Origin of the sequence: Sorangium sp. So ce295 (assembly GCF_051527405.1) — a bacterium.
Classification (GTDB): Bacteria; Myxococcota_A; Polyangia; order Polyangiales; family Polyangiaceae; genus Sorangium; species Sorangium cellulosum_B.
Window position 1 is genome coordinate 11,218,067 of record NZ_CP150324.1, and the last position, 25,737, is coordinate 11,243,803.

At 71.1% G+C, this 25,737-nt stretch carries 19 protein-coding genes; 4 read left to right on the top strand and 15 right to left on the bottom strand.

Features of this window, described 5'->3' with window-relative positions; all coding sequences use genetic code 11:
• Positions 1-119 precede the first annotated feature (119 nt).
• The gene (locus WMF11_RS42635; RefSeq protein WP_437904803.1) at positions 120-863 is read left to right on the top strand and encodes a TM2 domain-containing protein; all 744 of its coding nucleotides are present in this window, start codon (positions 120-122) and stop codon (positions 861-863) included.
• An 89-nt stretch (positions 864-952) separates the two neighbouring features.
• Here WMF11_RS42635 and WMF11_RS42640 read toward each other — a convergent pair whose 3' ends face one another.
• From WMF11_RS42640 to WMF11_RS42685, 10 genes are all read right to left on the bottom strand, one after another.
• Positions 953-3,106, bottom strand: coding sequence for a beta-galactosidase (locus WMF11_RS42640; protein WP_437545873.1), 2,154 nt, complete (start codon positions 3,104-3,106; stop codon positions 953-955).
• 104 nt (positions 3,107-3,210) lie between these two features.
• The gene (locus WMF11_RS42645; protein ID WP_437974845.1) at positions 3,211-4,731 is read right to left on the bottom strand and encodes an NADH-quinone oxidoreductase subunit N; all 1,521 of its coding nucleotides are present in this window, start codon (positions 4,729-4,731) and stop codon (positions 3,211-3,213) included.
• Between the two features lie 3 nt (positions 4,732-4,734).
• Complete coding sequence (locus tag WMF11_RS42650; RefSeq protein WP_437974846.1) at positions 4,735-6,990, bottom strand: complex I subunit 4 family protein; 2,256 nt, start codon at positions 6,988-6,990, stop codon at positions 4,735-4,737.
• A gap of 7 nt (positions 6,991-6,997) precedes the next feature.
• Positions 6,998-9,589, bottom strand: coding sequence for an NADH-quinone oxidoreductase subunit L (locus WMF11_RS42655; protein ID WP_437904806.1), 2,592 nt, complete (start codon positions 9,587-9,589; stop codon positions 6,998-7,000).
• A 208-nt stretch (positions 9,590-9,797) separates the two neighbouring features.
• Entirely contained in the window at positions 9,798-10,565 is a 768-nt protein-coding gene (yihA, locus tag WMF11_RS42660) for a ribosome biogenesis GTP-binding protein YihA/YsxC (protein ID WP_437974847.1), read from the bottom strand.
• A complete protein-coding gene (locus WMF11_RS42665; RefSeq protein ID WP_437545883.1) occupies positions 10,562-10,900 on the bottom strand; it encodes a gamma-butyrobetaine hydroxylase-like domain-containing protein in 339 nt (112 codons plus the stop codon). Before WMF11_RS42665 ends, yihA begins: the two co-directional genes overlap by 4 nt.
• A 211-nt stretch (positions 10,901-11,111) precedes the next feature.
• A complete protein-coding gene (locus WMF11_RS42670) occupies positions 11,112-12,131 on the bottom strand; it encodes a Gfo/Idh/MocA family protein (protein WP_437974848.1) in 1,020 nt (339 codons plus the stop codon).
• The gene (locus tag WMF11_RS42675; protein ID WP_437545886.1) at positions 12,128-12,529 is read right to left on the bottom strand and encodes a hypothetical protein; all 402 of its coding nucleotides are present in this window, start codon (positions 12,527-12,529) and stop codon (positions 12,128-12,130) included. The genes WMF11_RS42670 and WMF11_RS42675 overlap by 4 nt, the downstream gene beginning before the upstream one ends.
• A 55-nt stretch (positions 12,530-12,584) precedes the next feature.
• A complete protein-coding gene (locus WMF11_RS42680) occupies positions 12,585-13,538 on the bottom strand; it encodes an acetyl-CoA carboxylase carboxyltransferase subunit alpha (RefSeq protein WP_437711984.1) in 954 nt (317 codons plus the stop codon).
• 122 nt (positions 13,539-13,660) lie between these two features.
• A complete protein-coding gene (locus WMF11_RS42685; protein WP_437545890.1) occupies positions 13,661-15,544 on the bottom strand; it encodes an adenylate/guanylate cyclase domain-containing protein in 1,884 nt (627 codons plus the stop codon).
• Positions 15,545-15,780: 236 nt separating this feature from the next.
• Here WMF11_RS42685 and glpK point away from each other — a divergent pair, with 236 nt between their 5' ends.
• Together glpK and WMF11_RS42695 are read left to right on the top strand one after the other, a co-directional pair.
• The gene (gene glpK, locus WMF11_RS42690; protein WP_437974849.1) at positions 15,781-17,325 is read left to right on the top strand and encodes a glycerol kinase GlpK; all 1,545 of its coding nucleotides are present in this window, start codon (positions 15,781-15,783) and stop codon (positions 17,323-17,325) included.
• A gap of 276 nt (positions 17,326-17,601) precedes the next feature.
• On the top strand, positions 17,602-18,387 hold the full coding sequence (locus tag WMF11_RS42695; RefSeq protein ID WP_437545893.1) for a UPF0158 family protein: 786 nt from the start codon (positions 17,602-17,604) through the stop codon (positions 18,385-18,387).
• Between the two features lie 96 nt (positions 18,388-18,483).
• Here WMF11_RS42695 and WMF11_RS42700 read toward each other — a convergent pair whose 3' ends face one another.
• Together WMF11_RS42700 and WMF11_RS42705 are read right to left on the bottom strand one after the other, a co-directional pair.
• Positions 18,484-19,755, bottom strand: a complete 1,272-nt coding sequence (locus tag WMF11_RS42700; protein WP_437974850.1) for a carbohydrate porin — start codon at positions 19,753-19,755, stop codon at positions 18,484-18,486.
• A 1,305-nt stretch (positions 19,756-21,060) separates the two neighbouring features.
• Positions 21,061-21,762, bottom strand: coding sequence for a hypothetical protein (locus tag WMF11_RS42705; protein WP_437904812.1), 702 nt, complete (start codon positions 21,760-21,762; stop codon positions 21,061-21,063).
• 100 nt (positions 21,763-21,862) lie between these two features.
• On the opposite strand from WMF11_RS42705, the gene WMF11_RS42710 reads away from it, so the two are divergent.
• Positions 21,863-22,348 (top strand): nitrate reductase associated protein, encoded by a 486-nt coding sequence (locus tag WMF11_RS42710; RefSeq protein ID WP_437904813.1) that lies wholly within the window; start codon positions 21,863-21,865, stop codon positions 22,346-22,348.
• A 110-nt stretch (positions 22,349-22,458) separates the two neighbouring features.
• Here the strand turns inward: WMF11_RS42710 and WMF11_RS42715 are convergent, their stop codons facing one another.
• From WMF11_RS42715 to folP, 3 genes are read right to left on the bottom strand one after another with little or no spacing between them, the layout of a single operon-like run.
• Complete coding sequence (locus tag WMF11_RS42715) at positions 22,459-23,397, bottom strand: CdaR family protein (RefSeq protein WP_437545901.1); 939 nt, start codon at positions 23,395-23,397, stop codon at positions 22,459-22,461.
• Complete coding sequence (gene cdaA, locus WMF11_RS42720; protein ID WP_437904815.1) at positions 23,394-24,701, bottom strand: diadenylate cyclase CdaA; 1,308 nt, start codon at positions 24,699-24,701, stop codon at positions 23,394-23,396. The genes WMF11_RS42715 and cdaA overlap by 4 nt, the downstream gene beginning before the upstream one ends.
• The gene (gene folP / locus WMF11_RS42725) at positions 24,694-25,632 is read right to left on the bottom strand and encodes a dihydropteroate synthase (RefSeq protein WP_437974851.1); all 939 of its coding nucleotides are present in this window, start codon (positions 25,630-25,632) and stop codon (positions 24,694-24,696) included. Before folP ends, cdaA begins: the two co-directional genes overlap by 8 nt.
• Positions 25,633-25,737: the final 105 nt, after the last annotated feature.

Genomic DNA, 25,737 nt, shown 5'->3' on the forward strand with positions numbered 1-25,737 from the left:
ACCAGCGATTTCCGCGTTGCGCAAGCGCGGCGCCTCGGTTCCAGGATACAGTCAGGCTCGGCTGACGACCGCGGGGCGCACGGCCGCCTCCACAGCCGCATCAGCTGGAGGGAACGAGGATGAGCAACAGCGGAGGCGGAGTTCCGCCCGGCGGCGGAGGCTGGGGCAACGCAGGCGGAGGCTGGGGAAATGGCGGCTGGGGGTCGAGCCCGCCCGGCGGCCAGGGCGTGGCGCCGGGCGGCGGTGGCGGCGCGTCCTCGGCGGGCGGATATCCGCCGCCGGGCGGATACCCACCGCCGGGCGGAGGATACCCGCCGCCTGGCGCAGGATGGGGCGCGCCCCCCGGCGGATATGGCGCGCCTCCCGGAGGCGGCTGGGGCCCGCCGCCGGCTCACGGCGGTGGACCGCCGCACGGCGCCCCGGCGCAGGCCTATTCCGACAAGGACCAGGCGACAGCCTTCATGCTCGCCGTGTTTCTCGGGACCTTCGGCGTCGATCGCTTCTACCTGGGCCAGACGGGGCTCGGGCTCCTCAAGCTGTTCACGTGTGGTGGACTCGGCTTCTGGAGCCTCATCGACACGATCCTGATCGGCACCGGATCGATGCGAGACGCCCAGGGGCTCGTGCTCAGGCGCGACGCGCCCGTCGGTCACCCGACCAAGAGCCAGTCCACGCTGTTCTTGCTCTCCTATTTCCTCGGCTACTTTGGCGTAGATCGCTTTTATCTGGGACAGACCGGGCTCGGCATAGCGAAGCTCTTGACGTGCGGCGGGCTCGGCATCTGGTCGCTGATCGACATCCTCATGATCGGCATGGGGCGCTTCCGCGACGCAGAGGGCAACTCGCTGCGGTTCGAGCGCTGATCGAGGGGCACGCCAGGTCAGGAGGCGAGCGGGCGGGCCAGCGCTGCCTGGCCTCGCTGGCCGTCACGGCGTAGCGCCCGGCGACGGGGCTATTCCAGCGCGAGCATCCGCACGGAGCGAGGCACGAGCCGCACCTCGAGCGCCCCGCGCCGCGCCTCGAAGTGCGCGTCGTCCAGCACATCGCGCGCGCGCTGGGCGCTCACGGTGACGCGCGCCACCACGTCCGCGTCTCCGGGGTTCAGCAAGAAGAGCACCCGCGGCGTGCCCGACGCATCCTCGTGCAGCGTCGCGAAGACACTGTCGGGATCACACGCGAAGGCCGGCAGGCCGAGCGCGTCGATGGCGCGAGACACCGCGGCGTCGGCCGCGGCGGGGTCGTCCTGGAGGAGCGCCGGCAGGTTCTGTCCGGGGGCGAGGAGCCGCTTCAGATCGTAGGGCCGCGGCAGCTGGCGGAAGGCGCCGTCGAAGGTGGGCTCGCGGGGGCCGAGCGTGATCAGCGTCCCCTGCCGGGACGTCGCCTCGAGCCACGCGAACAGCTCCGGGCTCAGGCCGCCCGAGGTGGCGCAGATGACCCAGCGCGCCCCGACGAGCGAGATGTCGCGATCCTCGCCGCCGACGTGGGCGTAGGGGACGCCGCGCGCGTCGAGCGCCTCCTCGAACGCACGCACGAACGTGTCGGACTCCACCGCGAGCGGGTAACCGAGCCCGAGGTCGTCCTCGAGGCAGCGATCGCGGGCGCCGAAGTTCATGATCGAGAAGAACGCCCCGGTGAGCGGGCCGAAGGCGTGCATCACGCGGGAGAGCCGGCGCTCCGTGCGCGGCGTGACGATGCGCACCGGCGCCGGGCGGCGGAGCTCGTGGAACCTCGTGGCCTCGAGGGCCGCGGAGAGCTTCCGCCAGAAGGCGGCGAAGGGGCGAGGGCGGCCGCGCGGATCGATCGGCGCGCCGATCCAGCGGTCGCGCTCGACCGCCATGTAGATGTTGTACCCGCGCAGCCCGTACGCGAGCGCGGCCATCATCACGAACACGCTGTCGCGCTCCTCGAGCGGCGGGAAGAACGGCGGGAAGCCGGCGCCCATCTCGCACGCGAAGGGCGGCAGCGAGAGCGCCTCGCAGCGCACGGCGAGCTCGCTCGTCCGGCGGGCGAGGATCTGCCGGCTGCTCGGGCTCGCGACGCTGTAGTAGTCGAGGCCGACGAGGTCCACGACGCGCGAGATGCGCGCCGGGTTGAGCGGCGTCGCGTCCTGTCCCATCGGGAAATTGTGCATCGTGGGCAGGCCGTCGACGCCCGCCGCGGAGAGCGCCCTCGCGAAGCGCCCCATGGCGGTCTCGAGGAGGTGCTCGTGGAACTCGCTCCAGTCCAGGTGGCGCGCGAGATCGGCCGGCGTCTCGGCGTCGAACGCGACAGGCGGCGTGATCGTGGCGAACCGCAGATCGCCCTCCTCGGCCTGCGCGCGCTCGCGGACGATCGCGCGCACGAGCGCCGCGCCGGCGTCCTCGGTCGCGTCGCCCTCCGGCGCGGGCTCCACCCTCTTCGTCGCGTAAGCGCGCTGGAGCGCCTCGATCGTCCGGTACTTCTCGCGCAAGAAGTCGCGGTAGAGGGAGATCGCGTCCGGGTGGTAATCCTGGTCGTACGCCCCGTCGCGGAAGTAGAGCGCGCCCTCGTTGTCGATCTGCAAGAGCACGATGGGCCCGTCCGGGTAGAGGTGCGGCTTCAGGACCGGGGCGAGCGCGTTGAAATAGCGGGCGACCTCGTCGTGGAATGCGTTGCTCGCGTAGCTCGGGACCGGGAACCCGTACGGCAACATCGGGAGCACGACCGGGTTGTTCCGCGCCGAGCGGGCCTGGCAGCTCGGGTCCCAGATGACGCGCTCGGGGATGCCGAAGCAGGTGAGCTCCGCGTTGATGTGCGGGCCCGGGCGGGCGATGACGTAAAAGCCGAGCTCGTGCGCGAGGCGGAGAAAGGCGCCGACGTCGCGGCGCGGATCGAGCCGGCCGAAATCGAACTGCCCCGGCCCGGTCTCGTGAACGGCCCACGGCACATAGATGTCGATCAGGTGAACGCCGAGCGACCGCGTGGCCTCTAGACAAGCGCGCCAGTGCTGCGGGTCGAGCCGCCAGTAGTGCACGCTGCCGGCGTACAGCGGGACCAGCTTGCCGCCGATGTCCAGGCCGCCCGGGACAAGGCGTACCCCCCGCGCGAAACGTTCCTCTGGAGAGATCGCGTCCTGGGTCGTGGCCACGCGCGCGCACACTAGCAAGGATCGCGGGGAGATCGATACCGCCGCGTTCGGCCCGGTGCGCGCTGGATGGGACGGCGTCGGCGCCGTGGCACAGCGCTCAGCGCTCAGCGCAGGATCGTCACCGAGCGCGCCACGAAGTCGTAAACTGGCCCCCAGTAGACCCCGAGCAGCACGGTCGGAACCGCGAGCGCGCACGTCGTCGCGCCGAGCAGCGGCCGCACCGGTGTGGGCTCGGTGCGATCGCTCCTGTCGAGATACATCGTGCGGAGGAGGCGCGCGTAATAGAAGAGCGAGATCACGCTGTTCAGCACGCCGACGACCGCGATACCCCAGCTCCACGCGCCCCCGGCGGCGAGCAGCGCCGAGAAGAGGTAGAATTTGCCGATGAAGCCCGCCGTCGGAGGCAGGCCGGTGAGCGAGACGAGGAACACGGCCATCGCTGCGGCGACGAGCGGGGCGCGGCGCCCGAGCCCCCGGAAGGCGGCGAACGTCTCGTCTCCGCCGCTCTCCTCGGCCACGGCCATCACCACCATGAACGCGCCGAGGTTCATGAAGCAGTAGGTGACGATGTAGAAGGCGATCGCGGCGACGCCGGCGCCGCTGAACACCGAGAAGCCGAGCAGCATGTACCCCGCGTGCGCGATGCTCGAGTAGGCGAGCATGCGCTTCACGTTCTCTTGCTCGAGCGCCGACAGGTTGCCGACGGTCATGGTCGCCATCGCGAGGCAGCCGAAGAGCACGGGCCACGGCGTCGCGACGCCGGGCGGCGCGCTCCCGGCGCCGAGCGCGTCCGAGAAGAAGCGGATCAGCACCGCGAAGCCGGCCGCCTTCGGCCCCACCGAGAGGAACGCGGTCACCGGGGTCGGCGCGCCCTCGTACACGTCGGGCGTCCACATGTGGAACGGGGCGGCGCTGATCTTGTAGCCGAAGCCCGCGAGCATGAAGGCCGTGCCGACGAACACGACCTCCGGCACCTTGCCCTGCTGCGCCGTGAGAACGGCGATCCGCGCCGCGCACTCGTCGAGCCGCATCGACGCGGTGATGCCGAAGATCCAGCTCATCCCGTAGAGCATGATCCCCGACGCGACGCCGCCGAAGATGACGTACTTCAGCGCCGCCTCGCTCGATTTCGCGTCGTCGATCTTGAAGCCCGCCAGAACGAAGCTGATGACGCTGACGAGCTCGAGCGACAGGTAGATGAGCAGCAGGTGGCGGCTCGCCGCCATCAGGTTCATGCCCAGCGAGAGCACGAGGATCAGCGTGAAGAGCTCACCCGAGTCGCGGCGGAGCTCGGGCTCGATCCCGGGGGCCCGCGGGGGCACCACGAAGAGGACGATCGCCCCGGTGACGAGCGCGAAGATCACGCGGAAGAGGTTCGAGAAGCGATCGAACGCGAGCAGGCCGTGGAAGAGCGCGCGAGGGGCGGCGTCCGTCGCCAGGAAGTACGCGCCCAGCCCGCCCGAGCAGGCGAGCGCCGCGAGGCTGAGGCTCACGAGGCCGGCGAGCTTGAGGCGCGCCGGGGACGCGAGATCCCACACGACGAGCAGCAGGGCCGCCGCGATGAGGACGAGCTCCGGCGCGAAGTAGGCGAGGCTCGCCACGTTGTCGAGGGTGCGGGGTTCCACGGCTTACCTGGCGCTGGCGAGGGCGCCCTGGCCCGGCGAGGCGCCCTCCTCCGGGGCGCCCGCGCGGGCGTACGCGGCGCCGCCCGCGCTGTCTGCGCTCGGCGCGCCGGCGATCTGGGACTGCCCCGGCCTGTCGACGAGGCGGTGCACGTCGAGGGCCCCGCGATCGATGAGGCTGAGCAGCGGGCGCGGCCAGAAGCCGAGGACGAGGACCAGCGCCGCGAGCGGCGCGATCGACGCGAGCTCTCGCCCGCTGATCTCCGGGAACTTCCCGCCGAACGGCTCGAGGTACTTGCTCTGCCGCCACGACGCGCGGAACGTGCCGAGGAACATCCGCTGGAGCGCCCAGAGGTGGTAGGCCGCGGTGAGGATCACGCCGACGGCGGCGAGGATCGTGAGGGCGCGGTAGCGCGGGAAGGCGCCGATGAACGTCATCGCCTCCCCCCAGAAGCCGGACAGGCCGGGCAGGCCGAGCGACGCCATGAACGCGAAGCCGACGAGGGCGGTGTAGAGCGGCATCTCCGAGGCGAGGCCGCCGAACCTGTCGATGTCGCGCGTATGCACGCGGTCGTAGACCACGCCGACCAGGGTGAAGAGCATCCCGGTGATCAGGCCGTGGTTGAACATCTGGACGAGGCAGGCCTGGATGCCCTGCGGCGTCATCGCGCCGAGCGCCAGCAGCGTGAAGCCCATGTGGCTGACGGAGGAGTAGGCCACGAGCTTCTTCAGGTCGCACTGCGCCATGGCGCAGAAGGCGCCGTAGAGGATGTTCACCACCCCGAACACCGCCATGGCCGGCGCGGCCCACTGCGTCGCCTCGGGCAGCAGGGTGAAGTTGATGCGGAGGATGCCGTAGGTGCCCATCTTGAGGAGCACCCCCGCGAGGATCACGCTGATCGCGGTCGGCGCCTCCACATGGGCGTCCGGCAGCCAGGTGTGGAACGGGAACATCGGGATCTTGATGGCGAACCCGACGAAGAGCCAGATCCAGACCACCTTCACCGCGGCGACGCCGAGGATCGTGAGCCCCTGCGCCGCCCAGGCGACCCGCGAGAGCTCCGGGATCGAGAAGATGCGCTCGGTGGCCTGGCCGTCGACCAGGTAGGTGTGGCCGGCGTTCAGGTAGAACCAGATGAACGCGAGCAGCATGAAGACGCTGCCGGCCAGCGTGTAGAGGAAGAACTTGATCGCCGCGTACTCGCGCCGCGGTCCGCCCCAGATGCCGATGAGGAAGTACATCGGCAGGAGCATCACCTCCCAGAAGACGAAGAAGAGGAACAGGTCGAGCGCGATGAAGACGCCGAACATCCCCGTGACGAGGAGGTTGTACATCGCGAAGTAGCCCTTGAGCTGGTCGTGGACGCTGTAGCTCGCGAGGGCGCCCACGAACGAGATCAGCGCCGTGAGCAGGACCATCGAGATCGACACGCCGTCGACGCCGACGAAGTACTCGACGTTCAGCGAGCGGATCCACACGCCGTGCTCGATGAACTGGTAGCCGTCGTTCCCGTCGGCCCTGGTGAAGCCCCGGTCGAACTGCGCGTAGAGCCACGCCGCGAGCACGAGGTTCACGCCCATCAGCACGACGGTCATCAGCCGGAGCTTCCTGTCGTCCCGGTAACGCAGGAGGTGCGCGAGGAAGACCGCGACCACGCCGAGCAGCGGCAGGAACGTCAGGATGGAGAGGATGTGGTCGCCGACGAAGCCAAGGCTGCTCCCGCGCTCCGCGTGGATGCCCATCGCGACGGTCCGCCCCGGCGCAGCCGCGCCGGCCGCCACAGCGTCGGACTCGACGACGACGTGCCCGTAGAGCTCCCGCGCGCGCACGCCCGCGGTCTTCCACCGGACCACGACCTTCCGGCTCGCGCCCGGCGGGAGGGTCGCCGCGGCGCCGCCGCCCTCGAGCTCCACGCTGACGCCCGGCGGGACGCGCGGGTCCTCGGGGGACGTCCGCACGATCACCCGCGTCACCTTCAAGGGGCCGTCGCCCTGGTTCTCGACCGTGAACGAGCCGACGTGATCCGGCCCGTTCGCGGCGAGCTCGACAGGCGCGCCGGGCGGCTCCGCGCGCAGCGCGATCTGGCCGCGCGGCCCGGGCGCCCTCGGCGCTTCGAGCGCCTGCGCCAGCGCCGGCGGCGCCGCCCCGAGCACGACGGAGAGCGCGACAAGGAGGGGGATCAGGAGCTTCATCGAGGTGGACCTGGCCGATCTCGCGAGGGCGAATCCACGGCGCATGCTGACGAGGGAGAGGTTCGACATCGGCCGTTCACCGCAGGAAGTAATGAACGATGCTGAACAAGGCGACGCCGCCCAGGAGGAAATAGACGTAGCTCTGGATGCGCCCGGTCTGCAGAGAGCGGAGCTTCGCCCCGGCGCTCAGCGTGCCCTCGGCGACGAGGTTCACGACGCCGTCGACGAGGTACCGATCGATGGCGCCCGTGACCCAGGCGGCGGCCCGGGCCAGGACCGCGACCCCGTTGACGATGCCGTCGACGATCCAGCGGTCCATCTCGGCGAAGAAGAGGCGCAGCGAGAGGGCGGCGCGCACCACAGTCGCGTCGTAGATCTCGTCGACGTAGTACTTGTTCGAGAGGAGCTGGAAGCCCGGGAGCCGCCGCTCTTCCTCGGCCCAGCGCGCGGAGCGACGCGCGCCGTAGCGGGCGCGCGCGCGCGAGAAGGCGACGACCGCGCCGCCGACGGAGAGCGCCATGAGCGCGAGCTCGAGCCCCAGCCCGTGGCGCCGGAACGAGACGTCGGCGTGGGCGAACACCGGATGGAGCCACGCCTCCAGCAGGGGCTCGCCGTGGCCGCCGACGAAGTGGCTGGAGAAGCCGAACACGACGCCCGCGAACGCCGACAGGACGGCCAGCACCGCGAGCACCCAGGTGATCGCCGGCGGCGACTCATGGACTTTGGTCTCGATCTCCTTGCGGGCGTGGGGTCCCTCGAACGTCAGGAAGTAGCTCCGCCACATGTAGAACGAGGTGCCGAGCGCCGCCGCGAGGCCCATCGCATAGAGGAGCAGCCCCGGGATCGGGCCGGTGTTCTCGGTGCCGAACGCCTTCCAGAGGATCTCGTCCTTGGACCAGAAGCCTGCGAAGAACGGGATGGGCGCGGCGGTGATGGCGAGGCACGCCGCCTGGTACGTCCGCGCCGTGAGCGGCATGACGCGGCGGAGGCCGCCCATGTTGCGCATGTCCTGGGCCGCGGCCTCGTCGTGCTCCACCGCGTGCATCCCGTGGATCACCGAGCCCGAGCCGAGGAACAGGCACGCCTTGAAGAAGGCGTGTGTCATCAGGTGGAACACGGCGGCCCAGTACGCCCCGACGCCGACCCCGATGAACATGAAGCCGAGCTGGCTCACCGTGCTGTAGGCGAGCACCTTCTTGATGTCGTACTGAAAGAAGCCGATCGTCGCTGCGAGGAGCGCCGTCGAGGCCCCGATGAGCGCGATGACGCCGCCCGCGACCGGGCTCAGCGAGAACAGGAAGCTGAGGCGCGCGACCATGTAAACGCCGGCCGTGACCATGGTGGCGGCGTGGATCAGCGCGGAGACGGGGGTCGGGCCGGCCATCGCGTCCGGCAGCCAGACGTAGAGGGGGATCTGGGCGCTCTTGCCGGCGGCGCCGACGAAGAGGAAGAGGCAAGCCAGCGTGATCAGCGCGACGCCGCCCCACACCGTCTTCGACTCGAGGGCATCCTTGAGGAACGCCTTGCCGCTCGCGTCCTTGATGACGAGCTGATCGTGGATCTCGCGGAACGTGACCGTCGAGCCCACGGTCGCCACCACGATCTCCTTGCCCGGCTCGACGCGCATCCGCTCGATCGCGGCGATCTCGAGGCCATCGCCCCCGATCACGGCGCCGTCGCCCGGCACGATCACCACGGAGTGCGCCCCGGCGTCGATCTCCTTGCGGATGAAGGGGGACACGCCGAACGGCCGCGGGCTCGAGGCGAGCTGAGCGGCGTCGGCGATACCGAGGTACACGCGCGCGCCGGGATGACCGGTGAAGGTGAGGTATCCCTTCGCCCCGGCGAGCGGCTGCGCCCTGCGCTCGCCCGCCTTGCCGCCCGCGCCGTCCTGCACCCCGGCGGAGGCGCCGTGATCGCCGCGCGCCTCCGCGGCCACCGCGATGAAGCGCGCGCGGTAATCGGAGAGGAACCGGCCGTCGTCGAGCCACCTGGCGCCGAGACCCCAGAAGAGGAGCGCGAGGCCGCACACGAAGCCCCAGTCGCCGATCCGGTTCACGACGAAGGCCTTCATGCCGGCAGAGGCCTTCTTGTAGTCGCTGTACCAGAACCCGATGAGCAGATAGCTGCAGAGGCCGACGCCCTCCCAGCCGAAGAACATCACGATGAAGTTGTCCCCGAGGACGAGGAGCAACATCGAGAAGACGAAGAGGTTCAGGTAGGTAAAGAATCGCCAGTACGCCGGCTCGGCCTCCATGTACGAGGCGGCGTAAACATGGATGAGCGTGCCGACGCCGGTGATGATCAGCGTCATGAGGCAGCTCAGCGGATCCATCACGAACGCGAAGTTCGCGTCGAGCGATCCGATGCGGACCATCTGCCAGGCGAAGCTGTAGAGCGCGCGTTCCCCCGGAGCGAGCCCGATGAGCTGGACGAAGCTAGCGAGCCCGAGAGCGAAGGCGCCCAGCATCGCGCCCACGGCGACGAGCGTGACGCCGAAGCTCCCGATGTGGAGCCGCCTCGACACGTCGCGGCCGAACGCGCTCCGCTGCAACGCACGGCCAAACAGCGCGTTGATCACCGCGCCGAGCATCGGCAGGAGCGGAATCCACCAGAGTGGCGCCAGCGCCGTGTGGACGTGCGTGACCTGGCCGGAGTAGTCGGGCATCGTTGGGGCAGCCGGTGAGAACATGGGCCGGCACGCGCGTCTTGCTCTGCAACCACCCCGCGACGTGTCCGTCGGCTCTGGTGACTTCCCCCGCGGAACCGGAGGAGCCGCACGTTAATGGAGGGCCACAGGGCGGGTCAATACTTCCATCGGCCCTGTTCCGCCGCGAGACGCGCTGTTTCTGCGCGGATCTCGCACCTCGGCGAGGTCAGCCGTCGGTCGTCCGCTGGTCATCGTCCTCGCGCGCGGCGCCGCCGCTCGATGACGGCGCCGCGCCGCCGAGCTGCGTCACGCGCCGGATCGCGAGCCACAGATCCCGCCTGCCCTCGCCGGTGATCGACGAGAAGCCGATCGCGCGGCGGAGAGCGCCGCCCGCCATGCGCGGGGCCGCCGCGGACAGCTGGTCCAGCGCGCGACGGACCGACGAGCGCTGCACCTTGTCGACCTTCGTCGCGACGAGCAGCAGCTCCACCGGCCGTCGCGCGACGTCGCGGGACGCCTCGATGAAGCGGATGAGCTCGAGATCGTCCTCCTCGAGGCCCCGCCGCCCATCGACCAGGAGCAACACCGCGGCGAGCGTGACGCGCCCGCGCAGGTACCCCTCGATCAGCGACGCCCACGCCGCTTGCTCGGACTTCGAGCGCCGGGTGAAGCCGTACCCCGGCAGATCCACGAGCTGGAACACCGCGCCGTCGCGGGCCCGCGCCTCGTAGAGGTTGATCTGCCGCGTCGAGCCTGGGTTCGAGCTCGTCCGGACGAGCCCTTTGCGCTCGACGAGCGTGTTGATGAGGCTCGACTTGCCGACGTTCGAGCGCCCGGCGAACGCCACCTCCGCGCTGACGGGCGGAGGGAGCGACGCGAGCGATCCCGCGCCGGCGACGAAGGACGAGTCGACGATCTGGAACGGATCGAGCTGCCGCTCGGCGCGCGTCGTCGGAGCAGCTTGAGGCTTGGGGGCGCGGCGGGAGGTGGTCACTTAGAGCGGGGCGGCTGGAACTGCGGCTTGCACTCGTCGCACTGGCAGAGCGAGCGCAGGTACCGGAAGGTGTAGATGCCCGAGTCGTGCCGATCGCCCCACGTGAACTGGAGCGCGTAGTTGCCGACCTGCTCGATCTCGCGGACGTTCAGGTCGCCGCCGGGCACGAAGTTGATCGTGCCGCCGTGCCCCTGGCAGTTCGCGCACGGGCAGTACCCGCGCAGGAGCTCGTGCGGAAGGACGCTGCGGTGGCCGTCGGCCCAGTGGATCTCCATCACCGTCGCGCCGTGCGGCGCCTTGACCTGAGTGGGAGTCAGCTTCGGATCCTGCGGCATCGTGCCCTTCCAGGCGACGGCAGTACCACGCCGATCCGGCGCTGCAAAGCGCCGCGACGCGTCGGCCGCGCGCCGCTCCGCTTTTCTCGGATTCAGCGGTGTCTCCGAGGTTTCCAGGGCTCCCGCGGGCTCGGCCGCGCCGGCGCCCTCCGCGCCCTGCCGGGCGCCTCGGGCTGGCCGGAACGGACCGCGGTCACGCACGTCACGCATGTCACCCTGCGGCGACCACCCGCGCATCGACGGGGGCGAGCGTCGCCTCGACGCGCTCGAGGATCCGCACGACCTCGGCGCCCTCGTCGAGCGGCGTCAGCGGCGGCGCGCGGTCCTCGACGCAGCGGAGGAAGTGATCGATCTCCACGGAGAGCGGCTCGCGCCACGGCACCTCGAGCTCGCGCCCGGCCGGCGCGAGCTCGAGGTGCGCGGCGCGCTCGCCGGCCGGCGCGCCCGCCGCGGCGCCGCGCACGTCCAGGAACACGATGCGGTCGGGCGCGCGCACGTCGTCGAAGACCGCGACGCCCGCGCTGCCGACGAGCCGCAGCCGTCGCTCCTTCGCCGGGCTCGACGAGCAGAGCTCGATCCGCGCCGCGAGGCCGCTCTCGAGGCGCGCCTCCAGCGTGACGAGCTCGCCGCACGGCGAGAGGTGGGCCCGCGCCTCGGCGAGCGGGCTCGAGTCGAGCGCCGAGAGCAACGAGAGATCGTGCGGCCCGAGCGTCCAGAGCGCCGACCGGGCCCCGCCGCCCGCGCCGGCTGCGCCGGCGCTCATCGACAGGCGCGCCGCGCTGAAGCTGACGAGATCGCCGAGGCGCCGCTCGCGCGCGAGCGCGACGAGGCGCACCACCGAGGGGTGGTAGCGGAGCAGGTGGCCGACCATGCCGATCCGGCCGAGCGCCGCGGCGCGGGAAGCGCAGCGATCGGCCTGCGCGGCGGAGAGGGCCAGCGGCTTCTCCACGAAGACGTCTGCGCCGGCCTCGAGGGCCCGCAGCGCGAGCTCGGCGTGGCTCGCCGCGGGGGTCGCGATGATCACCGCGTCCACGCGCGCGGCCAGCGCCTCGTCGATCGTGCGCACGAGCCGCGCCCGCGGGGCAATCGCGCGCGCCCGCGAGAGGCGGCCGCGGTCGACGTCCGCCACCGCGACAACGCGCGCCCGCGCGCTCTCCGACAGCGCGCGGAGGAGCTTCTCCCCCCACCGCCCGCAGCCCACCAGCGCGACCCGGACGCTCGCGGCGCTCACGGCGCCCCCGGCGCCGCGGCGGACTCGGCCGGCCGGAGCGTGAGCTCGCCGAGGATCGCCTCGCCCTCGGCGTTGCCCGGGTGGATCGAGGGCCCGTTGATGTCGACGAGGAAGTCGTACCGCGCGCGCGCCTCGCCCTCGATCGTCGCGCGAACGCGGACGTGCTGGAAGCAGGCCGACTCGGTGGTGGCGCTCCAGGCGGGCGCCTTTCCCGGGTGCCGCGCGCCGATCGCCTCCGGCACGCTCCGGCCGCCCTCGGGGCGGTACTGCTGCACGACGCCGAGCGCCGCCCTGCGGTCCGAGGCGTTGAACCTCGATTGCGTCCAGAGGACCGCGCCGCCGGCGGCGGCGCTGGTGCCCACGAGCAGCAGCATCCGCACCGCCTTGCCGTAGTCCATCCGCGAGCCGTATAGCCCCGGCGCTCAGGGAGAGCCAGCCGGGGCGGCGCGCCGCCTAACCCACGAACGACCCGAGCCCGCGGAACCTGCGGTACCGATCGTCGACGAGCTCCTCCGGCCCGAGCCCGTCCATCGACGAGAGCGTCGCCCAGAGCGCCTTGTCGAGCCGCACCGCGGCGTCGTCGTGATCCTGGTGCGCGCCGCCGGTCGGCTCCTCGACGATCGTGTCCACGACGCCGAGCTGCAGCAGATCCGGCGCGGTGATCTTGAGCCGGGCCGCGGCCTCGTCGGCGCGGGAGCCGTCCTTCCAGAGGATGGCCGCGCAGCCTTCCGGCGAGATGACCGAGTAGCAGCTGAACTCGAGCACAAGCACCCGGTTGGCGACGCCGAGCGCCAGCGCGCCGCCCGAGCCCCCCTCGCCGATGACGGTCGCCACGATCGGCACCCCGACCCGCGCCATCGCGGCGAGCGCGGCGCCGATCGCCTCGCTCTGGCCGCGCTCCTCGGCGCCGATGCCCGGGTACGCGCCCATCGTGTCGATGAACGTCAGGATCGGCAGCCCGAACCTGTCGGCCATCTCGTAGAGCCGGATGGCCTTCCGGTAGCCCTCCGGGTGCGGCATCCCGAAGTTGCGCTTCACGTTCTCCTTCGCGCCGCGCCCCTTCTGGTGGCCCACCACCACCACGCTCCGCCCGTGGTACGTCGCGAGCCCGCCCACGATGGAGCAGTCGTCGGCGAAGCGCCGATCGCCCTTCAGCTCGACCCAGTCGGTGAAGAGCCGCTTGATGTAATCGAGCGTGTACGGCCGGTTCGCGTGGCGCGAGAGCAGCACCTTCTGCATCGGCGTGAGGCCCGCGAAGATCTCGCGCGCCAGCCGGCCCGTGTTGTCCTCGAGCTGGGCGAGCTCCGGCTCGAACCGCGGGTCCGCCGCGGCGAGCGCGCGCAGCTCCCGCACCTTCTCGATGAGCTCTGCGACAGGTTTCTCAAAGGGTAGGATCGAAGCAGCCACGGCCCGGACCCTAACGCTGCAGCAGGCGGACGGCTACGGCGCTGTGCTGCCGCGCTGCATCGTCCACGGGATGACGCGCGCGCACGCCCCGGCCGATCGGCCGAGGCGCCGCGTCACCTCGGTCATTCGGGCAGGGCGTTGGTCGGCTCGGCGTGGATGAAGGCGTTCGCCGGGACCTGCGACATCGGCCGGCTCCGGATGACGTTGTAGATCGTGACCGGCTTGTCCTTGCCCTTCACCTTGGCGGGCTGGAGCTCCTCGGTCTCGAACCTTCCCCCGAGCTGCGCGTACGTGCTCTCGCTGATGACGATCTGTCCGGCCAGCGCGATGGAGCAGAGCCGCGCCGACGTGTTCGCCACGTCGCCGATCACCGTGTAGCTGAGCGCCTTCGAGCTCCCGATGTACCCGGCGACGAGCGGGCCGGTGTGGATCCCGATGCCGACCGCGAGCGGCAGCTCGCCCTTCTCGAGCCGCTCGCGGTTGAACTCGCCGAGCACCTCGCCCATCTTCAGCGCGCACTCCACGCTGCGGACCGCATCGTCCCGGTGGGCGACCGGCGCGCCCCAGAGCGCCATGATCCCGTCGCCCATGAACTTGTCGAGCGTGCCTTCGAACTGGAAGATCGTGTCGACCATCCGCTCGAAGTAGAGGTTCAGCATCTCGACGAGCTCCTCGGGCCGCTTGCTCTCGGCCATGCGCGTGAAGCCGCGGATGTCGCTGTTGAAGACGGTGCACTCCTCGACGTGCTGGCCGCCCTGCTTCACGGCGAGCTGGCCGCTCAGCACGCGCTCGGCGATGTTCGGCGAGAGCAGCCGGCGCAGCTGCTCGCGCGTGACGATCTCGTTCTCGATCTTCTTCCCGAGGATGTTGATCTCGATGAACATCGCCGCCTGGTAGGCGATGGCCGTCACCAGCTCGAGGTCCTTGGGCTGGAACTGCGCGAGCGTCTCCGAGTCGAGCCAGAGCACGCCGAGCACCTCGCTGTTGTGCTGCAGCGGGGCGACGATCGCCGAGCTGATCCGGTTCAAGATCATGCTCTTGCCCTTCGACGCCGCGAAGTCCATCGCCGCGTCGTGGGTCAGCACCGCGGCCCGCTCGTGGACGACGTGGTTCAGGATCGTCGACGAAACGCTGATCGGGGCCGTCGTCCCGTCGCGCCGCTGCATGGCCTGCGGGGTGAGCTCGCCGTTCTCGTTGCGCAGGAAGATCACCCCGCGGTCGGCGCGGATGAACTTGAACACGCTCGTGAGGATCTTCTCGAGCAGCTTCGTCGTGTCGCGCTCGGCGGCGATCTCGCGGGACAGCTCGTGCGACAGGCGCAGCCGCTCGTAGTCGGCGCGCAGCTGGTTCATGTCGTTGGCGATCCGATCGAACGCCAAAAACCCCTTGTCGACCGCGGCGATCTGCGTCCCGATCTGCCGGGCCTGATCGTTCACGTCGATGCGGGTGCCCTGCGCGACGAACGAGCCTCCGTGCGCCCCCGAGCGCCCCGGCAGCGGCGCGGTCCCGCCCGGCCCGGCGCCCAGCGGCGGCGGCGGCACGTACGGCTGCCGCGTCACCGGCGGCGCCACCGGCGTGCCCGGGAGCGGCGGCTGCGGCGGCTGGCGCTGGTACTGCGGCTGCTGCGGCGGATACCCGTGGCCCTGCGGCTGCGCCGGCGCCGCGCCCTGGTGGTTGACCACGGGCGGCCAGCCCGGGACGAGGGGCGGCGCGACCGGGGCGGCCGGATCGTCGAAGCGCCCACGCGTCGACCCCAGGGCGATCTCGTCCCCGTGCTTCAGCGGCGCTTCGCCCCGGACACGCTCGCTGTTGATGAACGTGCCGTTCAGGCTCCCCAGATCGCGCAGGACGAAGTGATCGCCCCGCTGCTCGATGATGCAGTGCTCCTTGGAGACGATCTTGTCGAGCAACTGGATGGAGTTGTTCGGGTGGCGCCCCAGCGAGTTCACGGGTCGCAGATCGATCGCCTGCTGGCCCTCGGCGGTCTGCAGGATGAGGCGGGCCATCGGTTCTGGCAGATTACCCAGCCGGGCACGGACCGACAATCTTTCCGGCCGAAGTCCAGCGCCGGCCGCGGGGAGCGACCGTGCCGGGCCGCGCAAAATGGGCCTTCGCCCCGCAGGAAACCCCTGCGCCGAGCTCGACCGCCCGGGGCGGCTGTCGCCGGCTGTCGCATGGATACCTGACCGGATGATTAGCTGACCGGGCCCTGCATCTCATGGAGGCGCCGCCTGGAACGGCTATGCGCCCACATGCCGCCGCGTTAGTCGGCCGCATGGATTCCGCGTACCTCCTCGCGATCGATCAGGGCACCACCGGAACGACGTCTCTCCTCATGGATACGTCGGGCGCGACGCTGGGCCGCGCGACGCGCGAATTTCGCCAGCACTTCCCGGAGCCGGGCCTCGTCGAGCACGACCCGGAGGAGATCTGGCAGAGCGTTCAGGATGCCGTGGGCGAGACGCTCAGGGTCGCGGGCGTGGCCGGCAGCGCGATCAAGGCCATCGGCATCACGAACCAGCGCGAGACGACGCTCGTCTGGGAGCGCGCGACCGGGCGCCCGATCCACCGCGCGATCGTGTGGCAGGACCGCCGCACGGCGGCGCGCTGCGCCGAGCTCCGCGCCGCGGGCCACGAGCAGGCGGTCGAGGAGACCACCGGCCTCGTGCTCGATCCGTACTTCAGCGGCACGAAGCTCGCGTGGCTCCTGGACAACGTGCCCGGCGCGCGCGCGCGCGCCGAGCGCGGCGAGCTCTGCTTCGGCACCATCGACAGCTTCCTCGTCTGGCGGCTCTCGGGCGACGCGGCCGGCGGCTCGCCGGTGCACGCGACCGACGTCACCAACGCGTCGCGCACCCTGCTCATGAGCCTCGCGTCGCTGAGCTGGGACGACGCGATGCTCGCGATGCTCCAGATCCCGCGCTCGCTCTTGCCGCAGATCGTCGGCTCGGCGGGCCGCATCGCGGCGACTCGCGGCTTCCCGCACCTGCCCGACGGCATCCCGATCGCCGGCGTCGCGGGCGACCAGCAGGCGGCCCTCTTCGGCCAGGCCTGCTTCGCGACGGGCGACGCGAAGTGCACCTATGGCACCGGCGCGTTCGTGCTGACCAACATCGGCGATCGCCCGCTCAGGAGCCGCTTCGGCCTGCTCACCTCCGTCGGGTGGAAGATCGGCTCCGAGGTGGTCTTTGCGCTCGAGGGAAGCGCCTTTATCGCCGGCGCGGCGGTGCAGTGGCTCCGCGACGGCCTGGGCCTCATCAAGAGCGCGGCGGAGATCGAGGCGCTCGCCCGCAGCGTGCCATCGAGCGAGGGCGTCACGTTCGTCCCGGCGCTCTCGGGCCTCGGCGCGCCCTACTGGGATCCGGACGCTCGCGGGATCATCTCCGGGGTGACGCGCGGCACGACCGCGGCGCACCTCGCCCGCGCGACGCTCGAGGGAATCGCGCTCTCCGTGACGGATCTCGTGCGGGCCATGGCCGACGACCTGGGCCACCCGCTGCGCCGGATGCGCGTGGACGGCGGCGCCGCCGCGAACGACCTGCTCATGCAGTTCCAGGCGGACGTGGCGAACGTCGCTATCGAGCGCCCCACCGACCTGGAGACGACGGCGCGAGGCGCGGCAATGCTCGCCGGGGTCGGCGCCGGCCTCTTCCTCACGAAGGAGGACGCGGCCCGCATGTCCCGTGTGGGGCAGAGCTTCCAGGTCGAGATGAGCGAAGCGGCTCGATCCGCCCACCTCCACCGCTGGGCCGACGCCGTCGCCCGCACGCGCTCGAAGCGCAGCTGAGCACTCGCCGATTCCCCTGAATTTCCACGCTGTTTTCCGCTTGAACCAGGTCTTCCGAAGCTCTCTCCCGAGCCGTCATCGCGCCGCGGCTCGGCGGCCGAACGGGCTTCCGGATCAAGGAATCAACCCTAGGTTGCGAGAGTTAGGCCCAGAAGCCCCCAACCAGCGTAGAGTGCTATGACGACGGCGCATTTCCGTTCAAACTTGGTGCACTTGAACCGAGGCGCGCGGCCAGCCCACCGCCGCCTCGCTGCTTTCGATGGAGACGAGGAGGACATGCCGACTACCGAGAATGCTTCAGCCGGCGGGACGGCCGTTCGCGACATCCCGATCGACTGGGAGGCGCTGGAGGACGCCTTCGAGAACAACGCCCCAGAGGTGCACTCGTACCTGCACCTCGGCACGGGCGACGTGCTGCGGGTGGTCGACGGCGTGGCGGATCCGCAGATGCACGCGCGCATCGCGGCAGACGCGAACTACCTCCGGATCGATCCCGTGAGCTCGCGCGAGCAGTACCGGTGGATGGAGCGCTACATCCCGATGGTGGAAGACATGGATCTCCAGGCGAAGCTCAGCCAGGCGATCGATGGCAAGGGCGCGTTCCGTCGCTTCAAGGATGTGTTGATGTCCTACGGTCCGGAGCGGGAGCGCTGGTTCGCGTTCCGCAGCGAGCGGCTGCGGATCTTCATGGAGGCGTGGCTCAGCGCCCATGCGCTGAACCCGGTCCCTCGCCCGCTCTGGGTGCCGGAGGTGCCGTCTCGTCCGGAGCCGATCGTCCCGGCGGTCCCTGCGGTGGAGCCGCCGGCGCGCGAGCGCGAGGAGACGCGAGAGCCCCGCCGCGGCAAGAGCGTGGAGAGCCTGCGCAAGAACCTCCGCGACATCGCCGAGGCGCTCGGTCCGCGGGATCTCGATACGCTGACGGCGTTCGCGGAGTTCCTGAAGGCGCGCCGCGCGGCGCGCTCGTTCGCGCACCACTACCACGAGGCCCAGGGGCCGGTAGACGACGACGCCGGGCCTGCTTCGCAGGAGATCGCGAGCGAGTCGCGCAGCGACACGGCGTGAGGGCGCGCCGCCGGCGCCGCGATCGCGGCGCCGGGGCGCTGGCCTGAGGGTGGGTGGGGGAACGGAGGGGAGCGGCGGCTTCGATCGCCGAGCGGTCTAGAAGTACCAGTCGGTGCGGGCACCGATGTACTGGCCGACCTTCGACCCGACGCCCGGACCGGCGCCAACGCGCTGCAGGTAGCCGGACATCGCCGCGTCCCTCGCCGCATCGTTGTAGATGGCGAGCGAGTAGATGAGCTTGAAGTGCGGCCGCGCGCCGGCGCTGAGCTCGCCGGTCGGCACGAGGGTCGGGACGACCGAGACCTTGACCGCGGTGCCCAGGTCGCCGTCGCCGTCCTTGCGGCCCTGGAACGAGGCCTCGACGACGGGGTGGAAGTTCTTGTGCGCGAAGATCGTGGCGTTCGCCTGGACCGAGAAGTCCATCTGCTTCTCGAGGGCCGTGGGGGGCGCGGCGCCCTCGGCCTCGTACGCCGCCTTCGTGTAGTGGAAGGTGGCGAGGCCTTCCAGGGCGGCGGCGTCGCCGAGCCGGAAGCCGAGGTGCTCGACCGCCTCGATGGCGAAGGAGCCCGCGAAGGTGCCCTCGTCGTTCGCGGCGCCCCAGGTCTGGTACGTCTTCGCGCCGCCGGCGGCGCCGTTGGCGATGCCGGTGCCGAAGCGCACCGCCGTGTCGCTGAAGTTGCCCTGGCCGAGGCCGAGGTGCAGCTTCGCGCCGATGACGCCGCCGAAGTCCGCCGGCGCGTTGTCGGGCACCGCCCACCCCTCACCCCGCTTCGCGGCCGGCAGGACGTGGAACTCGCCGTGGACCTTGACGTGGTGCTTGGCCTCGCCGCCGAACTCCGCCTTGTAGTTACCGGCGAAGATGGTGCGGAAGCGCTCGACGTCCACGCCGCCGTCGCCGTTCACGTCGACGTTGTAGGGGGGGGTGGTGTTTCCAAAGCCGCGATACCCGAGGATCGCGAGCTGCAGGCCGCCGTACTTGATACCGCCGCCCTGGCCGCTGAGGTCGTCGAGGTAGAAGTAGTCGCCGATGGGCGCGTACTGCTCGCGGAAGAACTTCGCGCCGCCCCAGACGCTGAGGCCCGGGACGAGGAAGTTGCCGGCCTCGATGTACGCCTGGTTGAACTGCACCGTGATCGACTGGCCACCGTTCGAGGACGGCTGCATGAACGGCCCGCCGTACTGGTTCCAGATGGCGAACGTCATCTCGGACTTGACGTAGAAGTCATCCGGCGTCGCGCCCTTCACCACGTGCGCGACGAACGACGGCTCGGAGTAATCGCCCTCTTCGTAGCGGCCGCCGATGCCGAACCCGAGCAGGTTCAGGGACGCGCCCTGGACGTTCTGCCCGTAGACCGGGGACCACGCCATGCCGAGGCGTGAGTACCAGTGCCACTCAAAATTCTCGCTCCCCACCGCGTGAGCCGACCGCGGCGCCGCCGTGAGGCAAAGGGCGGAGACGGAAAGCAGCCCGAGGGCTCGGACAGCGGCGCGCCGACCCGCGATTCGCTTGCTGGGGACCGACGACCTGTCTCTCATAAGTGATGTCATCGAACGACGCTCCTATCCATTCTCTGGGAGTGTGCTTTGGGGTGATGGGAGGTGATTCGGCCAGATGGCCAAGCGCGGCAGAGGTAGTGGCCTGTCAAGAGAATCCAAGTTGACTCTGTAGGAAAGAGCCACCCGCTGCCACACATGCGGGGCCCGCGGGGGGCACAGTTAACAGGAACGTTCTGTTCATGTCAAAGGTCTCCGAACACCCTTCGGCAGTTTGTCATCTTCTGCGGCGCGTTATTATTAAGTAATCGAAATCACTTGGTTAAGCAGGACCGGCTCTCTTCCGCGGTCCGGAAGGGGGGCCCAAAATGACGCATCGCACCAAAACAGGCTCGCGCTGGCTGAAGTGTTGCCAGAAGAATTCACGGGTGCCTCCTGGTGCGTTACTCGGTGCGCGCCACGCGCGTGACACGGACAGGAAGGCTGCATTGGCGAGCCCCGACCAGCTGCGCTTTCGCAGGGCGATGGCGCCGCCGCGCGCGACGGTGTGGCGCGTGTTTCGGGACCTCGAACCTGGCATTTCATGTCGACACCCGGCCGGGGCGTCGCCGAGGTGCTCGTCTCTCTCCTGGGTTGAACCCAGGGCGAGCCGCCGGCCCCGCTGAGCGTCATTGACGCTCGCCGGCGCAACGAATGCGCCGCGCCAGCGAGCGGATCCTGCGCGCGCGCGCAGGACCGTGCCGCAGAGCGCAGGCAGATCGCTCATGGTCGACACGATAACGCATCGCGTTGCAACGGCGCAACGACCGCCGCTGATCCAGAGCGGGTCAGTCTCGATTGCAGTGCAGCGCGGGTGGACATGTTCTTGTCCAGGAAGGGCGTTGCGCTGTCGCCCCGAGACATCCCATCTGCTTCGGCGAGGCCGGGTGGTGCCTGGCAGGCCTCCGGGCGCAGTTGCGGCGAGCGCCGTCAGGCCACCGGCTCGCCGCGCCGAGCGCCCGAGTCGTTGAAAGAGAGGCCTCCATCCTCCGCATGAACGACGGCTCGTGAGCCCTCTTCACGATGTCTGGTGCTGTCCTTCGTATCGAGAGGTGGAATCGACCCGCGGGATGGACTTCTGCTCTCCTGCCGCCCGGTCGTGCGGCTCGACGTGGCGCGCAGCCGGTCGCTCGGCGCGGCTCAGCGAGCGGGCATGATGCTCAAGGAGACCCGGGCCCGCGCGTTCTGGTAGTACGCGTCGAGCGCCTGGGCGAGCCGCTGCCCGACAACCCAGCGCTTCAGCGCCGGGGCGACCTCCTCGTAGCGTTGATCCTTGAACGGCGTGGCGCCGGAGCGCAGGACGATCTTGAGCTCGAAGTCGGTGGGCTCGAGCATCGGCGCGACCATGCGATCCAGGTACAAGCTCGCGCGCGCCTGGCGGCGCAGCAGCGCGTCGAGCTCGTCGGAGCTCATCCCCTCGGCGGCCGCCGCGGCGAGGAGGCGCGCGCGGCCGCGAGCGCGCTGCTCCAGCGCGATCCGGGCGGCCTCGGCCCGCTGCGCCACCTCGGCCGAGGTCGGCGCCGGCGAGATGGGCAGGCTGGCGAGCAGCGTCTCCGCGATGTGCCTGTCGAGCGCGGCGCGGACATGCCTGTCCCGGTACAACCCGGGCTCCGCGTCGGGATCGGCGAGCGCCTCGAGGCGGGCCTCGAAGGCGAGCTCCCGCTCGAAGATGAACTGAGGCCGGCGCACGCCGCCCGTTTCGGGCGCGTGCCAGCGCACGACGACGCGGTCGAGCGGCACCGGCGCCGCCGCCGACGGCGCGACCTGGCCGTGGGCGCTCGGGGTCAGCGACGCGAGCGCGAGCGACGCGAGCAGCATCGTGAGGAGCCCGGAGCGGCGCACATCGGCAGGCTAGCGCAACCGCGCCGCGCATCCCATTCCTGGCAGCGCCGCGCTCGCGGAGCGTCCGGGGCGCGGGCAGCGGGTATAGAATGGCGCCACCATGTACAGGCAATTCGCGCTCGAGGGCGAGGTCCACGCCTTGCTCGACTGTGTGCCGCTCTCGGTGCGGCGGAAGCTGGACCTCGCCGAGATCAAGATCTCGCTCGCGGGGTGGCAGGCGCTGTCGCGCGCGGAGCGGCTCGCCCTGTGTCACCTGCCGGCCGACACGGACGAGGACGTCGCCGTCTACGCCGAGGTGCTCCGCGGCTTCGCGGAGCGCGCCGGGGTCGCCCTCGCCCCCCTCGCGGGCGCGCCGGTGCGCCGCGCCGCCTGGGATCGGGACAGCGTCAGCGCGCGGCTGCGCGAGCGGCTCGGCCCGGACGGCGCGCTCGACGAGGGCGCGCTCGGCCGCCTGGCGGAGCTGACCGAGGAGGAGCGCTACGCCATCGTCAAGCTCGCCGATCCGAAGCGCGGGCCCGAGAAGCTGCGCGCGCTGCTCGGCGAGCTCGGGCTGTCCCGGGACGCAGGCGCGACGCGCTCGCCGTGAGCCAGGCCGCGGCGGGGATCCCGGGCGCGACGAAGGCGCGGCTCGCGCGGGGCGAGCTCGTGGTCCCCTCGCGCTGACGTCCGCGGCGGCGGAGCGTCAGCGCGCCGCGCTCACCACTTCACCATGACCTTCGACGGGTTGACCTCCGCGGTGACGCGCGGAACGTCGACGAGCACGTCGAGGAAGTCGCTGCCCGGCTGGCTCAGATCGAGGTTCGCCGCCTTGGGCTCCACGCGCGCCACGATCGCGTCGGCGTTGACGGCGCCCACGTCCTCCGGCGTCCCCGTGATCCTCACCTGCACCACGGCCGGCGCGACCGTCGCGCGCGGGATGCCGATCACCTCGACCTTGCGCTCGAACGTCCGCGTGGCGAGCTCGCGCCCGATCTCGAGCGTCGCCATCACGCTCTCGAAGCTGTACGTCACGAGCTTGGGCGGCCGATCGAGCGCCAGCTGCCGCTGGTAGGCGCCCTCCGTGAGCCCGCTGATGTCGAACGGCGCGGTGCGCGCGAGCTGCATCACGTCGACGACCGAGCGCGGGCCGCGGGCGCTGACCATCGGCGGCTCGACCGAGACCATCCCCTTCACGAGGAACCCCTGCGCGGCGTCCCCGGTGCGGGGGACGTGCACCGGGACGGCCCGGGTGACGACGTCGTCCCAGCCGAGCTCGATCGTCGACGGGTACAGCTGCTCGACCATCAGCCCGGCCGGCACGTGGAACATCGAGGCGTCGAGATCGATGTGCGTCACCGTGCCGTTGCGGAGATCGAGCCGCAGCGTCCCGAGGCTCTCGGCGCGCAGGTCGTCGAGCTGCGTCCGGGAGCCGCGCACCGTGACCGCCACCTCGTCCGGGATCTGGGTCATGAGCTGCCGGTTGCTCGACTCGGGCGGGAGGATCGAGACGACGCTGAGCATCAGCGTGCGCTGCGCGTTCTCCGCGCCGTGGATGAAGGCGTAGAGGCACAGCGCGAAGGTGATCGAGAGCAGCTTGAGGCCGAGGTTGTCGAGCAGCGCCGAGCGGAGCGCCTCGCGGATGCCGGCAAGCGTCATGGCTCATCTCGCGGGGGCATCCCCTCCGCGCTCCCCTTGGATGCGGCGGTCGCCGCGACCTGCCCGGTCGGGACGAAGGTGCGCTGCGACGGGACGGGGGAGTCGGTCGCGCCCGCCGCGGGGACGTCGACCATGGCCGGTCGGCCGCGCTCGGACGGGCGATCCGCGTCCTGCGGCGCGGCCGGCCCCCCGGCGCCGGCCCCGGCCGCGGCGCGCAGGTCGGCGCTGGATCCCGTCGCGGCGCGCGCCTCGGCGCCCGAGCGCATCGGCGTGGACGTCGACATCCTCGCCATCGGCCGCGCGTCCGGGTCCACGGCCGCCTTGATCATCGAGGACGTCTTCGAGACCGGCGCTGCAGGCTTGGCCTCGATCGGCGCGGGCTTCGCGGCGGCGGGCTTGCCGGGCTCGTGGGCCTGCCCGGCGCCTTGCGTCGCGCCCACGGCGGGGCCGCGCGCCGCCGGCGTGGGGAGGCTCGCGCGGCCGACCTGGGCGACCTTCTTGGCGAAGCGCCGCCTGCGCGACGAGCGGCCGAAGAGCCCGAGCAGCGCGTGCCGCAGCGACTGGCCGTCGAGGTTCGAGACGATGTTGCCGCTGAAGCAGAAGCTGATCGTGCCGCGCTCCTCGCTGACGACGACGACGACCGCGTCGGTCTCCTCGGTGATCCCGAGCGCGGCGCGGTGGCGGGAGCCGAGGCTGGCGTCGAGGATCTTGGTCTCCGGCATCGGGAAGAAGACGCCGGCGCGCGCGATCTTGAGGTCTCGGATCAGCACCGCGCCGTCGTGCAGCTTGTTCACCGACTCGGGGACGAACAGCGAGACGAGCAGCTCCCGGGTGACGACCGAGTCGATGTGGATCCCCTCGCTCTTGACGAACTCCAGCACGTTGGCGTCCTGCTCGAAGGCGATGATCGCGCCCATGCGGTGGCGGGCGAGCTCGGTCGCGGCGGCCACGACCTCGTCGATGACGCGCGACTGCTGCTCGCGTCCGCTCGTGAACCAGTTGCTGCCGCCCACGCGGATGAGGGCGCGTCGGATGTCGTTCTGGAAGACGACGACCACGATGAGGATGATCGAGGAGAGGAGCCAGGAGAGGAGGTTGAGGAGCGTGGTCAGGCCGAAGATCTTCGCCCCGAGATAGATGAGGAAGACGATGCCGAGCCCGAGGCCCATCTGCATCGCGCGGGTGCCGCGCAGCACGAGGAGCGCGCGATAGACGACGTAGGCGACGATGAAGATGTCGAAGAAGTCCCGGATGACCTGCGTCGCCGGCCTCACCGAGAAGAGGCGGAGGAACCCTTCAACCATCGCCGCGCGCCCCCTGGGCGACGGGGCCGTCCGGGCGCCGACGGTCGCCGGCGCCCGCGCGCTCGATCGCGCGCATCACGTCGAGGGCCTGGCGCACGGGGCGGACGTCGTGGACACGGACGGCCGCGGCGCCGCGCGCGGCGCACGCGATCGCGGCGGCGACGGAGCCGCCGAGGCGGTCCGGGGGCGGCGCGAGCGGCGCTTCCCCGCCGTCGCCTCGCGCCGCGGCCTCCGAGGCCGCGGCGCGCGCCAGGAACGACTTGCGGCTCGGCCCGACGAGCACGGGGAAGCCGAGGGCGCAGAGCTCGTGCAGCCTGGCGCAGAGCTCGAGCGACTGCCGCGCGTTCTTCGCGAAGCCGAGGCCCGGATCGAGGACGAGCTCGCCCTCCGGCAAGCCTGCCTCGAGCGCCCGCGCGGCGGCGCTCGACCACTCGCGGGCCACGTCGGCCACGACGTCGCCGTAGGCGTCGTCGGGGTACGCGGAGAAGCCGGCCATCGCCGACATCGGGCCGCGGCTGTGCATGAGCACGAGCGACGCCCCGCGCCGAGCGCAGAGCGCGCCGAGCTCCGCCGCGCTGTCGAGCGAGATCGAGTTGACCACGGCCGCGCCATCGTCGAGCGCGCGCGCCGCGACGGCGGGAGAGGTCGTGTCGATGGAGACCACCGCTCCCCTCTTCACCGCGTCGCGCACGCTCCCGCCGATGCGCGCGATCTGCTCGTCATCCGGCACGGGCCGCGCGCCCGGCCGCGTCGACTCCGCGCCGATGTCGATCATGTCTGCCCCCTCGGAGAGCATCGCATCGATCTGCGCGAGAGCCGTATCTTCATCCGCAAAGCGACCGCCATCGGAGAACGAGTCCGGCGTGCGGTTCAGGACCCCCATGATCACCACGCTCCTGCGGCGTTCGAGCAGCATGCGCAGCGGGGACATTTCCTGTGGGTAGCAACTTTTGCGCCGAACGGCAATTGTCTGCTCGAATCGATGTTTTCCAGGAGCAATTGGAACATCGCGAGGGGGGTCCGGCGCGTCGCGCTC

What these genes read in the sequence shown, in the direction of transcription:
- WMF11_RS42635 (WP_437904803.1), top strand. Translation starts at nt 120, where the DNA reads ATGAGCAACAGCGGAGGCGGAGTTCCGCCCGGCGGCGGAGGCTGGGGC.
- WMF11_RS42650 (WP_437974846.1), bottom strand. Translation starts at nt 6,990, where the DNA reads ATGTCGAACCTCTCCCTCGTCAGCATGCGCCGTGGATTCGCCCTCGCG.
- WMF11_RS42655 (WP_437904806.1), bottom strand. Translation starts at nt 9,589, where the DNA reads ATGCCCGACTACTCCGGCCAGGTCACGCACGTCCACACGGCGCTGGCG.
- WMF11_RS42665 (WP_437545883.1), bottom strand. Translation starts at nt 10,900, where the DNA reads ATGCCGCAGGATCCGAAGCTGACTCCCACTCAGGTCAAGGCGCCGCAC.
- WMF11_RS42675 (WP_437545886.1), bottom strand. Translation starts at nt 12,529, where the DNA reads ATGGACTACGGCAAGGCGGTGCGGATGCTGCTGCTCGTGGGCACCAGC.
- WMF11_RS42685 (WP_437545890.1), bottom strand. Translation starts at nt 15,544, where the DNA reads ATGGCCCGCCTCATCCTGCAGACCGCCGAGGGCCAGCAGGCGATCGAT.
- glpK (WP_437974849.1), top strand. Translation starts at nt 15,781, where the DNA reads ATGCGCCCACATGCCGCCGCGTTAGTCGGCCGCATGGATTCCGCGTAC.
- WMF11_RS42695 (WP_437545893.1), top strand. Translation starts at nt 17,602, where the DNA reads ATGCCGACTACCGAGAATGCTTCAGCCGGCGGGACGGCCGTTCGCGAC.
- WMF11_RS42700 (WP_437974850.1), bottom strand. Translation starts at nt 19,755, where the DNA reads ATGGCGTGGTCCCCGGTCTACGGGCAGAACGTCCAGGGCGCGTCCCTG.
- WMF11_RS42710 (WP_437904813.1), top strand. Translation starts at nt 21,863, where the DNA reads ATGTACAGGCAATTCGCGCTCGAGGGCGAGGTCCACGCCTTGCTCGAC.
- WMF11_RS42715 (WP_437545901.1), bottom strand. Translation starts at nt 23,397, where the DNA reads ATGACGCTTGCCGGCATCCGCGAGGCGCTCCGCTCGGCGCTGCTCGAC.
- cdaA (WP_437904815.1), bottom strand. Translation starts at nt 24,701, where the DNA reads ATGGTTGAAGGGTTCCTCCGCCTCTTCTCGGTGAGGCCGGCGACGCAG.
- folP (WP_437974851.1), bottom strand. Translation starts at nt 25,632, where the DNA reads ATGTCCCCGCTGCGCATGCTGCTCGAACGCCGCAGGAGCGTGGTGATC.